Source organism: Pseudomonas sp. GM24, from assembly GCF_000282235.1.
Lineage (GTDB): Bacteria > Pseudomonadota > Gammaproteobacteria > Pseudomonadales > Pseudomonadaceae > Aquipseudomonas.
This window is the reverse complement of record NZ_AKJR01000074.1, coordinates 1-14614: the sequence shown is the minus strand read 5'-3', so window position 1 is coordinate 14614 and position 14614 is coordinate 1. Positions and strand designations below refer to the sequence as shown.

Genomic DNA, 14614 nt, shown 5'->3' with positions numbered 1-14614 from the left:
TGCAGCCACGGACGCTCCGCGTCCGCTGTGACGCGGAGCGTCACGGGAAGCGTTACCACGCAGAGCGTGGGAACGATCAGATCAGGGCGCGCTAATGGAAATCGCGGCTCTGCACGCGGATGCCATTAAGCAGCGGGCTGAGGTCGCTCAAACGCCCGGCGATCAGGTGGCGCACTTCACCTTCGCGCTCCCAGCGGCCATCGACTTTCAGTAGTTGCGAGCCCACCAGCACTTGCCGCTGACGCTCGGCCAGATCACGCCAGACCACCACGTTGACGTTGCCGAATTCGTCTTCCAGGGTCACGAAGGTCACGCCACTGGCAGTGCCCGGTCGTTGCCGCCCGGTGACCAGCCCGGCGACGCTCACCGGCCGGCCGTGCTCGACGTCGAGCAATTCCTGAGAACTGCGACAGCGCCGCGCCTTGAGTTCGCCACGCAACAGCGCCAACGGATGCGGCCCCAACGTGGTGCCGACGGTGCTGTAATCGGCGTGCAGATCCTCGCCGACACTGGGTTTGGGCAGCTCCACCTCCGCCTCCTCCTGACTCGGCAGCCCGGCAAACAGACCCAACTGCTTCTGCACCCCGGCCACTTCCCAGCGCGCCCGATGCCGATGCCCAGCCAAACCGCGCAACGCCCCGGAATCGGCCAGTAACGCCTGCGCCCGACTGTCGAGTGCGGCCCGTTCGCCCAGATCGGCGACATCGGCAAACGCCCCACGCGCCCGCGCCGCTTCGATGCGCCGGGCATCGTCTTCGCGAAAGCCCTTGATCATGCGCAGACCCATACGGATCGCCGGTTGCGCCGCTGTGGTGGTTTCCAGGCTGCAATCCCAGTCACTGGCGCGCACGTCGACCGGGCGGATTTGCAACTGGTGTCGGCGCGCGTCCTGGAGAATCTGATCCGGGCTGTAGAAACCCATCGGCCAGCTGTTGATCAGCGCACAGGCGAACGCCGCCGGTTCGTGGCACTTGAGCCAGCAACTGGCGTAGGTCAGCAAGGCGAAACTGGCGGCGTGGGATTCGGGGAAGCCGTAGCTGCCGAAGCCTTTGATCTGCTCGAAAATCTGCGCGGCGAACTCCGGCGTGTAACCGTTTTTCTTCATGCCGGCGGCGAGGCGTTCCTTGTGCGGTTCCAGTCCACCGTGGCGTTTCCACGCGGCCATCGAGCGGCGCAACTGATCGGCCTCGCCGGGGCTGTAGTCGGCGGCGACGATAGCGATCTGCATCACCTGTTCCTGAAACAGCGGCACGCCGAGGGTGCGTTTGAGCACCACTTCCAGCTCCGGTGACGGATAGGTTTCTTTCTCTTCTTTATTGCGCCGGCGCAGGTACGGATGGACCATCCCGCCCTGAATCGGCCCCGGGCGGACGATGGCCACTTCGATCACCAGATCGTAGAACTTCGCCGGTTTCAGACGTGGCAGCATCGACATCTGCGCCCGCGACTCGATCTGGAACACGCCAATGGTGTCGGCGCGGCTGATCATCTCGTAAGTCGGTTTGTCTTCGGCCGGGATCGTCGCCAGACTCAAGTCGATATTGCGATGGCGGCGCAGCAAGTCGAAGCAACGACGGATCGCACTGAGCATGCCGAGGGCGAGGATGTCCACCTTAAGCAGCCCGACCGCGTCGAGGTCATCCTTGTCCCACTGGATGATCGTGCGCTCGGCCATGGCGGCGTTCTCCACCGGAACCAGCGTGTCCAGCGGCTGCTCGGAAATCACGAAACCGCCAGGATGCTGCGACAGGTGCCGGGGGAAACCGATCAACTGCCCGGTCAGGCTCAACACCCGGCGCAGCACCGGGCTGTCCGGGTCGAAGCCGCCTTCGAGCAAACGCTCGACCGGCGGCGTTTCATCGCTCCAGTGGCCGCAGCAATCGGCCAGTGCATTGACCTGATCCGGCGGCAGGCCCAAGGCCTTGGCCACATCGCGCACCGCGCCGGCGGCGTGGTAAGTGCTGACCACCGCCGTCAGCGCCGCGCGACCACGGCCGTAACGGCGGAACACGTATTGCAGGACTTCTTCGCGGCGCTCGTGTTCGAAGTCGACGTCGATGTCCGGCGGCTCGTTGCGCTCCTTGGACATGAAGCGTTCGAACAGCAGTGTGGTGCGATCCGGGTCGATTTCGGTGATGCCCAAGGCAAAACACACCGCCGAGTTGGCTGCCGAGCCCCGACCCTGACACAGAATCTTCTGCTCGCGGGCGAAGCGCACCACGTCATGCACGGTGAGGAAGTAGCTTTCGTAGCCGAGTTCGGCGATCAGCTTCAGTTCTTTGTTGATCTGCCTCAGCACCTTGAAGGGCGCGCCCTTCTCCCAACGCCAGGCGATGCCTTCCTTGGTCAGTTGCCGTAGCCAGGAACTGGCGCTGTGTCCCTCGGGCACCAGTTCTTTGGGGTATTGATAACGCAATTCGCCCAAATCAAAGGTGCAACGCCGGGCCAGCTTCACCGACTCATCCAGCAAGGCCTGCGGATACAACTCGCGCAACACCTCGACGCTGCGCAAATGCCGCTCGCCATTGGGGTGCAAACGCAACCCTGCCTCGGCCACCGGCACGTGATGGCGGATCGCGGTCATGGTGTCCTGCAAGGCGCGGCGGCCACGGGCGTGCATGTGCACATCGCCGCTGGCCACGGCTGGAATCTGCAACTCGGCGGCCAGCCCCAACAACGCCGCCAGCCGCTGCTGATCGTCCTGGCCACGATGCAATTGCACCGCCAGCCACAGGCGTTCGGCGAAGGTCTGCTGCAGCCAACGGCCCTCTTCCACATCATCGAGTGAATCCGGCACCCACAACACCAGTAATCCCGGCAGCGCTTGCTCAAAGTCCTCGCGCAGCACTTGATACTGACCTTTCTGCGTACGCCGCCGCGCGCGCGTGATCAAACCGCACAGCGCTTGATAGCCTGCAAGGTTCTCCACCAGCAACAGCAGTTTCGGGCCGTTGTCGATGCGCACTTCACTGCCGATGATCAGCGGCAACTCAACGGACTTCGCCGCTTGCCAGGCGCGAACGATGCCGGCCAACGTACACTCATCGGTGATCGCCAATGCCTGATAGCCGTGTTTTTTTGCCCGCTGAAACAGTTCCAGCGCACTGGACGCACCGCGCTGAAAACTGAAGTTCGACAGGCAGTGCAGTTCGGCATAACCGTCGTTCATGCAAACCAGCCCTGCAGCCACAACGGACCGCCCTCACCCACCGCGCGATAAGCCCAACCCTGTTGGCCGGTGCGGTTCTGGATCAGGTAATAATCGCGGCGCACATCGTCACCGTCCCACCAGCCGGATTCGATGCGTTCCGGGCCCATGAGAATCCGCGCCGAACCCTCTGCCACACTCTGCGGTTCACCCAGTAACCAGCCCGGACGCTGCACATTCGGCAAGCCTGTGCAGCGTTGTTTGTCGACACCGTGCTGCCACGCGCACTCCGGACGATGATCAGCCTGAAAGCGCAGCCCCTGCACGGCGTCATCACCCAAGCGTGCACGCAAGCGTTCGCGCAATTGCTCCCAGGGCAAGGTCTGCTGCGGACGGTCGTCGAACAGTTCCTGAAACTGCGGCACGAAGCTCGGCAGGTCCTCGGCACGCAGACGAAAACCACGCACGGGCGCCTCGACCTGCACTTGCTCGAGCCGACCACGGGCCAGTTCGAAGAGCATCGCCGGATCACGTTCGGCGCTGAGCAAACCGACTTTGATCACGCTGTCCGGCAGCCCGGCGTGTTCCAGATGCAGGTCGAAACGCTGCACGCCGCTGTCGCGCCCGCAGAGGAACGCCGACAGATCGCCAGTCAAACGCCGTAGCGGAAACAGCAGCGCCTGATGGGATTGCACGTCAAAGTTGAGTTCGATGCGCACATCGAAACGATCGGGCGGCAAGTAAAACTCCAGCGCCAAGGGTCGCGCGCCAAACAAGGTGTCGAGGTGCTTGAGCATCTGCGCTTCGAAGCGTCGGGCCAGCGCCTGACGCGGCAAGCTCTGCACCTGACTGAGGTTGCGCAGGCCCATGCGCGACAACGCCGTGGCCACGCTCGGCTCCAGGCCGACACGGTCGACGGGCAACTGGCCGAGGTGATGCTGCAAGGCTTCGCCGTCCGGCACCACCAAGCCATCGTAAGCATTGGCCAGTACCCGCGCCGCCACCGGATTCGGTGCGGCAACGATGCGATGGCGAAAGCCCAGATCGCTCAGTTCCTTGCGCAACCGTGCTTCAAACTGCGCCCAGGAACCGAACAGCCCCAGGCTCGATTCGATTTCGAACACCACGGCGCGCGGGTAATGCACGCTGACCTGCGCGCTGAAACCGTAGGCCCACGCGGCAAGAAACTGCTGCCAGTGCTCGACCTCGGCCACCTCGTAATCGGCGGTGGCAAACCCCTTGCTCATCGCTTGGGCGGCGGTCATCGACTGGCCAGCGCGCAACCCGAGTTTGCGCGCCGCCGGGTTGACCGCTTGCAGTACCCGGCGCTGGGCCGGGCCGCTGAGCAGCACCAACGGCTCATCGGGATCGGGGCGCTGACGCAGCACGGCATCAAGGGCCAATTGCGGGAACAGAATACACACCCAGCGCATGGCGACCTCAGTGACCCACGGCAAAGGCAATCGGCGCCGCACGCGCCAAACCGCCACGGCACTTGAGCACGCGCAACTGCGCGGGTTTGGCATCGATGGCAATCCGTAATGCCGCCGGTGACGGATTGACCGCTTCGCTTAACGGACGCCAGGCAAACGCCAGGGTCTGGCCGGTTTCCGCCGCCACCTGCAAACGCCGCAACGCGCGGTCATCAGCCTTGTGCGGCCAGCACAGCACCGCGCCGCAACTGCCTGAACGCAGGCATTGTTCCGCCGCCCACAAGGCATCGCGTTCACTGGCCTGAATCACCGACAACTGACGCAGATCGACCCCGGCGTTCTCCCACGCCTGCGGGTACGGCACGAACGGCGGCGCTACCAGCACAATGCGCTCGCCCGCCGCCGACAACCGCGCCAGCGTCGGCCAGACCAGTTGCAGTTCGCCGACACCGGGGCCGGCCAACAGGATTTCGCTCAGCGCCGCTTCCGGCCAGCCGCCGCTGGGCAATGCTGCGTCGAGCGCCGCGTGCCCGGTGGGTTGCGGACTGGCGGCCGGCGGCGCAGGCCGGCCCCTCCAGACCTGGCCGCCATTGAACAGCGTATCCAACGCAACGACGGCGCCCATCAGCCTTGCCTCACCAGACCACAGAACACCCCTTCGATGGCCAGATCCTGATCGTCGCGCACGACAATCGGCTGGTACGCCGGGTTGCGCGGCAACAGCCGCACTTCATCGCCGAGCCGTTCGAAGCGTTTGATAGTGACTTCACCGTCGAGCCGCGCCACGACGATCTGGCCGTTGAGCGCTTCGGGATTGCGCCGTACGCCGACCAGATCACCGTCGAGAATGCCGTCCTCGATCATCGAATCGCCCTGCACCCGCAGCATATAGTCGGGTGTGCGGGAGAACAGCGCCGGGTCGAGCAGCAAGCGGCTATGGATGTCGGCATCGGCGCCAATCGGCGCACCGGCAGCGACGCGGCCGAGCACGGGGATGTCGAGCAGCTCCGGGCGTGGCGGTTGCCCGAGCAGGCGAATGCCCCGGGCCTGATGCGGATTGACCTCGATAAACCCGGCTTCGGTGAGCGCCAGCACGTGCTTGCGCGCCACGCTGCGCGAGGCAAAACCAAAAGCCTCGCTGATTTCAGCGAGGCTTGGGGGCTGACCGTGTTCGGCGATTCGATCGCGGATAAACGTCAGGATGGCGGTACGGCGGGGAGTCAGGTTCGTCATGGAGTACATTTGTACTCCTGTAGGATTTTCCTGACAAGCGCCACAGGTCGGCCCACCCCACGTTGATCGTTCCCACGCTCCGCGTGGGAATGCAGCCCGTGACGCTCCGCGTCACTGGACGCAGAGCGTCCCTAGAGGCATTCCCACGCAGAGCGTGGGAACGATCAGTACGATCAGTGCGGGGGAGTCAGTTAAGGCCGCGTTCGGCGAGAAATGCTGAGATGTAATCGATGAAGGCAACGACCTTCGCCGTGGCCCGGCGGTGGCTCGGGTACACCGCCAGAATGTGCGGGCCAAAGGTGTCCGGGTCGATCTCGTAATCGGCCATGACCCGCACCAGTCGCCCGTCGGCAATGTACGGCGCGGCGCTCCACAACGGCGTGTGCAGCAAACCGCGTCCGGCCAAGGCACTGGCCAGCAACAAATCGTAATTGTCACTGCGCAACAACGGCGCTGCGGGTTGCGCCAGACTCAAGCGCTGCCCGTCACGCTCGGCCCACCAGAATTCGCGGCTGAGTAACGGGTGCTGATAGAGCAGCCATTCATGCTGCTCAAGGGTTTGCGGATTGACCGGCAAATCCTTGCGCGCCAGATATTCCGGGCTGGCGCACAACGCCAGACGATTGCTGCCGACCACCCGCGCAATCAGCCCCGGCAAGTCATCGTGGCCCTCACGCAGCGCCAGGTCATAACCACTTTCCAGCAGATTGACGAAGGCATCGCACAGGTCCACTTGCAGGCTGATCTGCGGGTATTGCTGCAAAAATCCGTCACACACTTGATCGAGAAACGCCCGGCCATAGGCCAGCGGGGCGGTGATTTTCAGGCTGCCGCGCAAGCCGTGCTGCAACTGCTCGATTTCCTCGCTGGCCTCATCGAGTCGCTGCAACACCAACCGTGCGGTTTCCAGGTACACCCGACCGATTTCGGTGAGCAGAATCCGCCGCGTACTGCGCTCGAACAGCCGTGCGCCCAGCTCCGATTCCAGGTGATTGACCGCTTTGGTCAGCGCCGACGGGGTCTTGCCCAACTGCTCGGCGGCGCGGCTGAAACTGCCGAGCTGCGCGGTGACCACGAACATTTTCAATGCACCCAACTTGTCCATGCTTTTTCCATTCAGGCAAAAACGTTTTTCGTGAGGGAGGCGTTCTGTCGGCCGTCGCCAGCCACTAATCTCGCCATCAGACGCAATAACAAGGAAATCTTCAATGAAAAGATTCATCCCGAAGCTGTTGGCTCTCGCTGTAAGTTTTGCCTCGATGGAAGCCATGGCCGCCGCCGATCTGGTGCTGCTCAACGGCAAGATCTTCACCGCCGACCGCACTCAAGCCAAGGTGCAAGCCTTGGCCGTGGAGAACGGCAAAGTGCTGAAAGTCGGCACCGATGCGCAGATCAAAGCCTTGATTGAACCGGGTACCGAAGTCATCGACCTCAAGGGCAAAGCGTTGATGCCCGGCCTGATCGACAGCCATTCCCACGCGATTTTCGGTGGACTGGAAATGGTCTCGGCGAACATGGAAGACGAAGTCGTCGACCTCGACGAACTGCAAAAACGCCTGCGCGACTGGCGTGCAAACGGCAAGGCCAAACACGGCGATGTGCTGAGCATTGCCGGGATGAGTTCGGTTTATTGGGCGCAGGCCGAGGCCTTGGGCAACACCTTCAATAGCGGCGAATGGGCCAATGTGCCGGTGGTATTTATCGGCAGCGACCACCACACCGCGTGGGCCAACAATGTGATGCTCAAGCGCGCCGGCATTGATGCCGCGCTGCTGAAAACCCTGCCCGACGCGGAAAAAGACACCATCGGCAAGCTGGCCAACGGTGAGCCCAATGGATTTGTGGTCGACGCCGGTTGGGATCGGGTCGCCTCGAAGATGCCGGTGCCGAGCCCTGCCGACATGTTGAACGCCGCCAAATCAGCAGTGCGCTACAACAACAGCCTCGGCATTACCGCGTGGATGGACCCGGCCGCCAACGCCGCGCCGGGCGAAGCAGTGTTCGCGCTCAAACCCACCGAGAAAACCGTCGGCGTGCTGCCGGCCTATAAAGCCTTGTCAGAAAGCGGCGATATGAGCGTGCACGTCGCGGCGCTGCTGGTGGCCAACCCGAAAAGCGTACCCGCCGACCTCGACACGCTGGACAAGGTGCGCCAGCAATTCCAAGGCATTCCCAACCTGACCCTGCCCGGCATCAAGATCTTCGCCGACGGCGTGATCGAGTTCCCGGCGCAGAGCGCGGCGATGATCGACCCGTACAGCAACTCGCACAAACAGGGCGAACTGCTGATCGATCCGCAGCATTTCGGCGAACTGGTCAGCGCCATCGACCAGCGCGGCTGGCTGGTGCACATCCACGCGATCGGCGACCGCGCGGTGCGCGAAGCGCTGAACGGCATCGCGCAGGCGCGCAAGGATCGGCAGAGCGGCGTGACCCACTCGATCACTCACTTGCAAATGGTCAACCCGAAAGAGTTCGCCCGCTTCAAGCCGCTCAACGTCATCGCCTCGATGCAGTTGCTATGGGCCAGCGCCGACGACTACACCACCGACATGATCAAGCCGTACGTCAGCGCCCTCGCCTTCCGCTATCAGTACCCGGCGCACTCGCTGCTGAAACAGGGCGCGACGATTGCCGGTGCGAGTGACTGGCCGGTGTCTTCGCCAAACCCGTTCAATGCCATGGCTCAAGCAATTACTCGCGTCGGCCCGTTGGGCGTGCTCAATGCCGACGAGCGTCTGGACCGCGACACCATGTTCTACGCCTACACCGTTAATGCGGCGCGGACGATTGGTCTGGAGAACCAGATCGGCTCGCTGACGCCGGGTAAACAGGCCGACTTTATCGTGCTCGATCGTGATGTGTTCAGCGTCGATAACAAAGCCCTGCATGACACCAAAGTCCTGCAAACCTGGTTCGGCGGTCGTCAGGTCTACACCGCCACCCACTAACAACGCGTTTCCCCTGTAGGAACTGCCGCAGGCTGCGATCTTTTGACTTTGATTTTAAAAACCAAGATCAAAAGATCGCAGCCTGCGGCAGCTCCTACAGGTTTACCTCCTGCCCCCATAACAATCACAACATCGGGACTTCACATGAAAGCCTTGCCCCTGTTCGCCCTGAGTTTCTTGAGCGTGCTGCCCTTGAGCAGCTTTGCGATCCCCTTGAACGATGATTTTGCGCTGTTGGTGGATCTCACTTTAGCCAGCGACTACCGGACCCGTGGCATCTCGCAAACCCAGAATGACCCCGCCGCACAGGCCGGCCTGACCCTCGCGCACAGCAGCGGTCTGTACCTTGGCGCGTGGAGTTCCAACGTCGATTTCGGCGGTGGCCTGAAAACCCGCCAGGAAGTCGATTACTACGGCGGTTGGCTGTGGCAGGCGACCGAGGAGGTCAGCCTCGATCTGGGCTACATCAAATACGCCTACCCCAAGGAAAGCCAGTTCAACCAGAGCGAGGTCTACGGGATTCTCGGGGTGTACGGGGTGAAGCTGGCGGCGTACTACTCCAACGATGCGCCGGGGATCGATAGCAAGCAGAGTTCGCTGTACACCTACATCGGTTATGAAACCGAGTTGCCGTTCGACTCGGGCTTGAAGCTGCGCTACGGCAATATGGATTTCAAGGATCCGCATTTGTATTCGGCGTCCGGGCAGGCCGAAGACAGTTATCGCGAATGGGAAGTCAAACTCACCCACAATCTGGCCGGGGTGGTGTTGGGCCTGAGCTACATCGACACCGATCTCTCACAGAGCCAATGCCTGAGCAACTGGGGCTTCAAAGACGTCTGCACCGCCACCGTCGTCGCCAGCGTCAGCAAATCCTTCTGACCCACCGAAATCCATCTGTAGGAGCTGCCGAAGGCTGCGATCTTTTGATCTTGATGTTAAGAACAACATCAAAAGATCGCAGCCTTCGGCAGCTCCTACAGGAAATGGGGGTCGAACTTGTTACAGGGTGTTTACGAATTTTTTACTAATGCTCTTCTACAGTTACCCGCGCAACCGCGTGGCTTTCTATTCATGTAGAGGAATGTTTGACATGGCTTTGGGCAACGGACTGCGTTTACCGTCCATCACGCCTACCCGACTGGTGCTGCTGTTTTCCCTGGCGCTGGTGGCGTTGTACAACCTGGCGACCTGGAAGGCGCTGGGCACGCTGATCACCCTGCAGGGCGCGCACAAAGTGGCGTTTTTCGCTTCGTTCGGGCTGTTTTTGTGGGCCGCGATCACCCTGCTGCTGACCCTGGTGTCGTTTCGCTGGACACTGAAACCGCTGCTCAGCGTGGTCGCCCTGCTCTCGGCCTGCGCCGCGTATTTCATGAACGAATACGGCATCACCATCGACACGGTGATGATTCAGAATGTCTTCGAAACCAACCCCGCCGAAGCCTGCGCACTGTTCAACGGCAAGCTGCTGGCTTACGTGCTGCTGCTCGGCGTGTTGCCAGCGGCATTGATCTGGCGTTGGCCGGTGAGTTATCGGCCGTTCTTTCGCGGCTTGCTCAACAAGGTGTTGGTGATCATCGCCTGCGTGCTGGTGATCGCTGCGTCGGTGGGCGCGTTCTATTCGACCTACGCGCCGATCTTCCGCGAAGAAGACAAGCTCACCCACTTCATCAACCCGACCAACTACATCTACGCGATCAGCAAGTACGCCAAGCAACGCCTGGGCATCAAAAAGCACTTCGTGGTGCAGGCCATTGGCGAAGACGCGGTGATGAGCGCCAAGGCGGCCAGCCGCGAGAAGAAATCGCTGATGGTCTTTGTGGTCGGTGAAACCGCCCGCGCCGATCACTTTTCGCTGAACGGTTATACGCGCGAGACCAATCCCGAACTGAGCAAACTGGACATCCTCAACTTCACTCAGGTGCACTCCTGCGGCACGTCGACGGCGGTCTCGGTGCCGTGCATGTTCTCGATGTTCCCGCGTGAGGATTACAGCGACAAGAAAGGCAAAACCTACGAAGGCCTGCTCGACATTCTCCAGCGCGCCGGCGTGCAAGTGCTGTGGCTGGACAACAACAGCGACTGCAAAGGCACCTGCCTGCGCGTGCCGCATCGCGATATTGCGAAGAACCAGCCGGGGCCGTTCTGCGATGGCAACAACTGCCTCGACGAGGCGCTGCTGCAAGATCTGCAAAGCTACATCGACAGCCTCAAGGGCCACGCGATCATTGTCCTGCATGCCGACGGCAGCCACGGCCCGGAATACTACGAGCGCTATCCGAAAGACATGGAGCGCTTCAAACCGATCTGCCACACCAATCAACTGGGCAGTTGCAGCGGCGATGAACTGGTGAACGTGTACGACAACACGATTCTCTACACCGACCATTTCCTCGCCAAGGTGATTGAGCTGCTCAAGCGTAATCAGGACTCGCTGGACACGTCGATGGTGTACGTCTCCGATCACGGTGAATCGCTGGGCGAGAACGGTTTGTATCTGCACGCCGCGCCGTATGCGCTGGCACCTGAAGCGCAGACCCATGTGCCGATGGTGATGTGGTTTGGCGACGGCACGCTGGCAAGTGAAGGGATTGATCGCGGGTGTCTGCAAGGCAAGACCGGGCAGGCGGATTTGAGCCACGACAACCTGTTTCATTCGGTGCTGGGGTTGTTTGAGGTGAAGACCTCGGTGTATCAGCCGGGGCTGGATATTTTTCATGGCTGCCGGCCGGCGATGACGGCCACGAATTAACCAAACACTGAAGATCCCTGTGGGAGCTGGCTTGCCAGCGATAAGGCCGGCAGGCTTGCCAGCGATAAGGCCGGCACATCCGGCATCTGTGTTGACTGACAAGCCGCCATCACTGGCAAGCCAACTCCCACAGGGTAAATGGTGCTCTCAGGAGGTGAGGTTTGCCAGATAGGCCCACGGGTAAATGCCGCGTTGGTGGCCGTCGCTGAAGATCAGTTGCACGCCGTAGCCCTGGGGGTTGAGTTCGATCAGGCGCACGCGATCATCGACCATGGGCGTCAGGCCTTTCAGGCGAAACGCGCGGCATTGCGAGCATGGGCACTGGCGGCGCAGTTCGGCGTGGTTGAGCTGTTGTTCGCGGCCGTCCGGCCAGCTTAAACGCAAGGTGCCTTCGCTCTGCGAGTTACCGACTGACAGCGGGTTCATTGCAACTGACTCAAGGCAATGCGCACGGCTTTGCGCACTTCCGGGTCACCGTCGTCCTGCGCGGCCTGCAAGGCGGCCACGGCGCCGCGATCATTGAGTTCGCCCAAGGCCAGCGCGGCCTCTTTGCGCAGGTTGCTGATGCGATGAGCAAGGGTGTCGATCAGCGCATCCAGCGCCGGTGCGAAACGCAGACGACCGAGGCTGCGAGTAGCGCGCAGGCGCACTTGCCAGTAGTCATCGCTCAAGGCTTCGACCAGTGCAGAGCCAGCGTCAATGTGGCCGACCTTGCCCAAGGTCGTCGCGGCTTCTTCGCGCACTTGCCAGGCGTCGTCCTGCAAAGCCTGGCACAGGGCTGGCAACACTTCGGCGCTGGAGGCCAGTCCCAAAGCGCCAGTCGCAGCACGGCGCACTTCGGTGTCCGGGTCAGCGCTGGCCAATCGTGCCAGGGCGGGCAAAGCGTCGAGTTGCTTGAGCCAGCCGAGCACGCCCACGGCTTCACGACGAACGCTGGCGTCGGCATCGTTCAGCGCCGAAACCGCAGCCGGCGCGGCGTCGGCGAAACGCAACTCACGCAAGGCACGGAACGCAGCGATACGCACACTGACGTCGGCATGATCAGTCCACGGCAAAATCACCTGCCCCGCCGCTTCAGTCTTGAGCAGACTCAGGCTTTGTGCGGCGGCGGATTGCACGGCGGGCGACGGGTCGGTCAGCGCCTCGCACAAGGCCTGTACGACCTCAGCATCTTCCCTGGCCTCCAGTAAACGCGCGGCTTCAGCGCGGACTTCTTCAGCAGGATCCTGCCTCAGGCGATCAACCAGCCAAAGCAAGCCATCCGGCTCTTCCAGATCCGCCAGATCAATCAGCGCAATACGCCGCACACCAGCATCTTCAGCAGTCAGGCGCGGTCGCAGATCGAGAATGTCTTGGTTATCGGTCACAGCAAAAATAGAGGTCATAGGGCAAATCGCGGCAAAGGGTTTTCGGGAGGCAGGCCGAGCGGATTGAGGCGCGGCAGCGGTCGGTCGTTGTCGTGGCGCAGCAGGTCGAGGCAGTGGCGTTTGAGCCGGGAGAACTCGGGGCTGGTGACCAGTTCGCTGGTACGTGGTCGGGCGAAGTCCAGACGCAAGTCTTCAATGATTCGCCCCGGCCGCGCACTCATCACCAGCAAGCGGTCGGCGAGGAACAGCGCCTCGTCAATGTCATGGGTAACGAAGACCACGGTGGTGCGGATCCGCGTCCAGATGTCCAGCAGCAGTTCCTGCATGTTCAGGCGGGTCAAGGCATCCAGAGCGCCGAACGGCTCATCCATCAGCAACAGACGCGGGCGATTGACCAGCACCCGGGCGATCTCGACGCGTTGCTGCATGCCACCGGAGAGCTGATCGGGCCAGCGTTCGGCGAAACCTTCGAGGCCGACCAGTTTGAGGATTTCGTCAGCGGCGCGATGGCGCTCAGCCTTGCCGATGCCACGCATTTTCAGGCCGAAAGCCACGTTGTCACGCACCGTGCGCCACGGAAACAGCGTGTGGTGCTGAAACACCATGCCGCGCTGCGGTGACGGGCCGGACACCGCCGCGCCATCGACTTTCAGGCTCCCGGCGTGAGCGCTCAAATGCCCGGCCAGAGCGCCGAGCAAGGTCGATTTGCCACAACCGGACGGGCCGAGAATACACACGAACTGGCCGGGTTCGATCTGGCAATCGAGTTCGCGCACCGCTTCGAACGCCTCACGCCCTGCGCCGAGAACGATGGACAACTGGCGGATGTCGATCCGCCCTTCCGGGGTTTGCATCACGCTCATCAGGCTTTTCCTCGCGGTCGATGCCAAGGCGTGAACAGCCCGCCCAGGCGTTTGATCAGCAGACTGCTGCCCATGCCCAATACGCCGATCAGCAACATGCCGACGACGATGTCGGCGTAGTTCTGAATGGTGTAGGACTCCCAGGTGTAGTAACCGATGCCGAACTGGCCGGAGATCATTTCCGCCGTCACCAGACAGAACCACGACGTGCCCATGCCGATCGCCAGCCCCGTGATGATGCTGGGTGCCGCGCCTGGGAGAATCACCTCCAGCAGGATCGCCCGGCGCCCTGCCCCGAGGCTTTTCGCCGAGGCGATCAGTCGTGGGTCGACGCCCTCGACGCCGTGCACGGTGTTGAGCAGGATCGGGAACAGTGCGCCGGTGAAGGTGATGAAGACCATCGACAGTTCAGAGGATGGAAACATCAGGATCGCCAATGGAATCCATGCGACTGCAGGGATTGGGCGCACGACTTCCAGTGGTGGCAGCAGCAGGTCTTCGGCCCATTTCGAGCGGCCGATGGCCAAACCGAGGGCGATGCCGATCAGCAGTGCGGCGAGGTAACCGGCGAACACGCGGCTGAGGCTGGCGATCAGGTGTTGCAGGAGCTTGCCGGAGTCGCCGAGACCCAGTGCAGCTTCGATGACGGCCAAGGGTGTTGGCACGTTGGCGAAGGTGACGAGGCCGAGGTTCCAGTGGTGGCTGGCGGCGAGTTGCCAGAACAGCAGGCAGAGCAGCAAGGATGCGGCTCTTGATGTCCAGCGAATGGGTGTTTTCATGGAGCGGGTTTCCAGTTCTGGATCTGTGTTGTGGCTGAGATTTACCCCCCTCACCCCAGCCCTCTCCCCCCAAGGGGGGCGAGGGGGA

12 protein-coding genes are annotated in these 14614 nt (G+C 62.1%); 3 read left to right on the top strand and 9 right to left on the bottom strand.

The annotated features are described in order from the left end of the window. Positions 1-91 precede the first annotated feature (91 nt). The 5 genes from PMI23_RS11585 to PMI23_RS11565 all read right to left on the bottom strand — a co-directional run bounded on the left by PMI23_RS11585 (position 92) and on the right by PMI23_RS11565 (position 6919). Positions 92-3190, bottom strand: coding sequence for an error-prone DNA polymerase (locus PMI23_RS11585; protein WP_202949279.1), 3099 nt, complete (start codon positions 3188-3190; stop codon positions 92-94). Then, a complete protein-coding gene (locus tag PMI23_RS11580) occupies positions 3166-4581 on the bottom strand; it encodes a Y-family DNA polymerase (RefSeq protein ID WP_007912519.1) in 1416 nt (471 codons plus the stop codon). Before PMI23_RS11580 ends, PMI23_RS11585 begins: the two co-directional genes overlap by 25 nt. A 7-nt stretch (positions 4582-4588) precedes the next feature. Next, positions 4589-5206, bottom strand: a complete 618-nt coding sequence (gene imuA / locus PMI23_RS11575) for a translesion DNA synthesis-associated protein ImuA (RefSeq protein ID WP_007912516.1) — start codon at positions 5204-5206, stop codon at positions 4589-4591. Continuing rightward, positions 5206-5823: a transcriptional repressor LexA gene (gene lexA, locus PMI23_RS11570; protein WP_007912515.1), complete on the bottom strand. Its 618-nt coding sequence runs from the start codon at positions 5821-5823 to the stop codon at positions 5206-5208. Before lexA ends, imuA begins: the two co-directional genes overlap by 1 nt. A 178-nt stretch (positions 5824-6001) precedes the next feature. Next, positions 6002-6919 carry a LysR family transcriptional regulator gene (locus PMI23_RS11565; RefSeq protein ID WP_007912513.1) on the bottom strand — a complete coding sequence of 306 codons (918 nt, stop codon included), beginning with the start codon at positions 6917-6919 and terminating at the stop codon, positions 6002-6004. Positions 6920-7022: 103 nt separating this feature from the next. Between PMI23_RS11565 and PMI23_RS11560 the strand changes: the two genes are divergently transcribed. The 3 genes from PMI23_RS11560 to PMI23_RS11550 all read left to right on the top strand — a co-directional run bounded on the left by PMI23_RS11560 (position 7023) and on the right by PMI23_RS11550 (position 11517). Next, on the top strand, positions 7023-8765 hold the full coding sequence (locus tag PMI23_RS11560; RefSeq protein WP_007912511.1) for an amidohydrolase: 1743 nt from the start codon (positions 7023-7025) through the stop codon (positions 8763-8765). A gap of 144 nt (positions 8766-8909) precedes the next feature. Then, positions 8910-9647 (top strand): TorF family putative porin, encoded by a 738-nt coding sequence (locus tag PMI23_RS11555; RefSeq protein WP_007912505.1) that lies wholly within the window; start codon positions 8910-8912, stop codon positions 9645-9647. A gap of 211 nt (positions 9648-9858) precedes the next feature. Next, positions 9859-11517, top strand: a complete 1659-nt coding sequence (locus PMI23_RS11550; protein ID WP_007912503.1) for a phosphoethanolamine transferase — start codon at positions 9859-9861, stop codon at positions 11515-11517. 147 nt (positions 11518-11664) lie between these two features. Here the strand turns inward: PMI23_RS11550 and PMI23_RS11545 are convergent, their stop codons facing one another. From PMI23_RS11545 to PMI23_RS11530, 4 genes are read right to left on the bottom strand one after another with little or no spacing between them, the layout of a single operon-like run. After that, positions 11665-11943 (bottom strand): DUF971 domain-containing protein, encoded by a 279-nt coding sequence (locus tag PMI23_RS11545; RefSeq protein WP_007912501.1) that lies wholly within the window; start codon positions 11941-11943, stop codon positions 11665-11667. Continuing rightward, on the bottom strand, positions 11940-12902 hold the full coding sequence (locus PMI23_RS11540) for a HEAT repeat domain-containing protein (RefSeq protein WP_007912499.1): 963 nt from the start codon (positions 12900-12902) through the stop codon (positions 11940-11942). Before PMI23_RS11540 ends, PMI23_RS11545 begins: the two co-directional genes overlap by 4 nt. Further along, on the bottom strand, positions 12899-13747 hold the full coding sequence (locus tag PMI23_RS11535) for an ABC transporter ATP-binding protein (RefSeq protein ID WP_007912497.1): 849 nt from the start codon (positions 13745-13747) through the stop codon (positions 12899-12901). The genes PMI23_RS11540 and PMI23_RS11535 overlap by 4 nt, the downstream gene beginning before the upstream one ends. Further along, complete coding sequence (locus PMI23_RS11530; protein ID WP_007949828.1) at positions 13747-14526, bottom strand: ABC transporter permease; 780 nt, start codon at positions 14524-14526, stop codon at positions 13747-13749. Before PMI23_RS11530 ends, PMI23_RS11535 begins: the two co-directional genes overlap by 1 nt. Between the last annotated feature and the right edge of the window lie 88 nt (positions 14527-14614).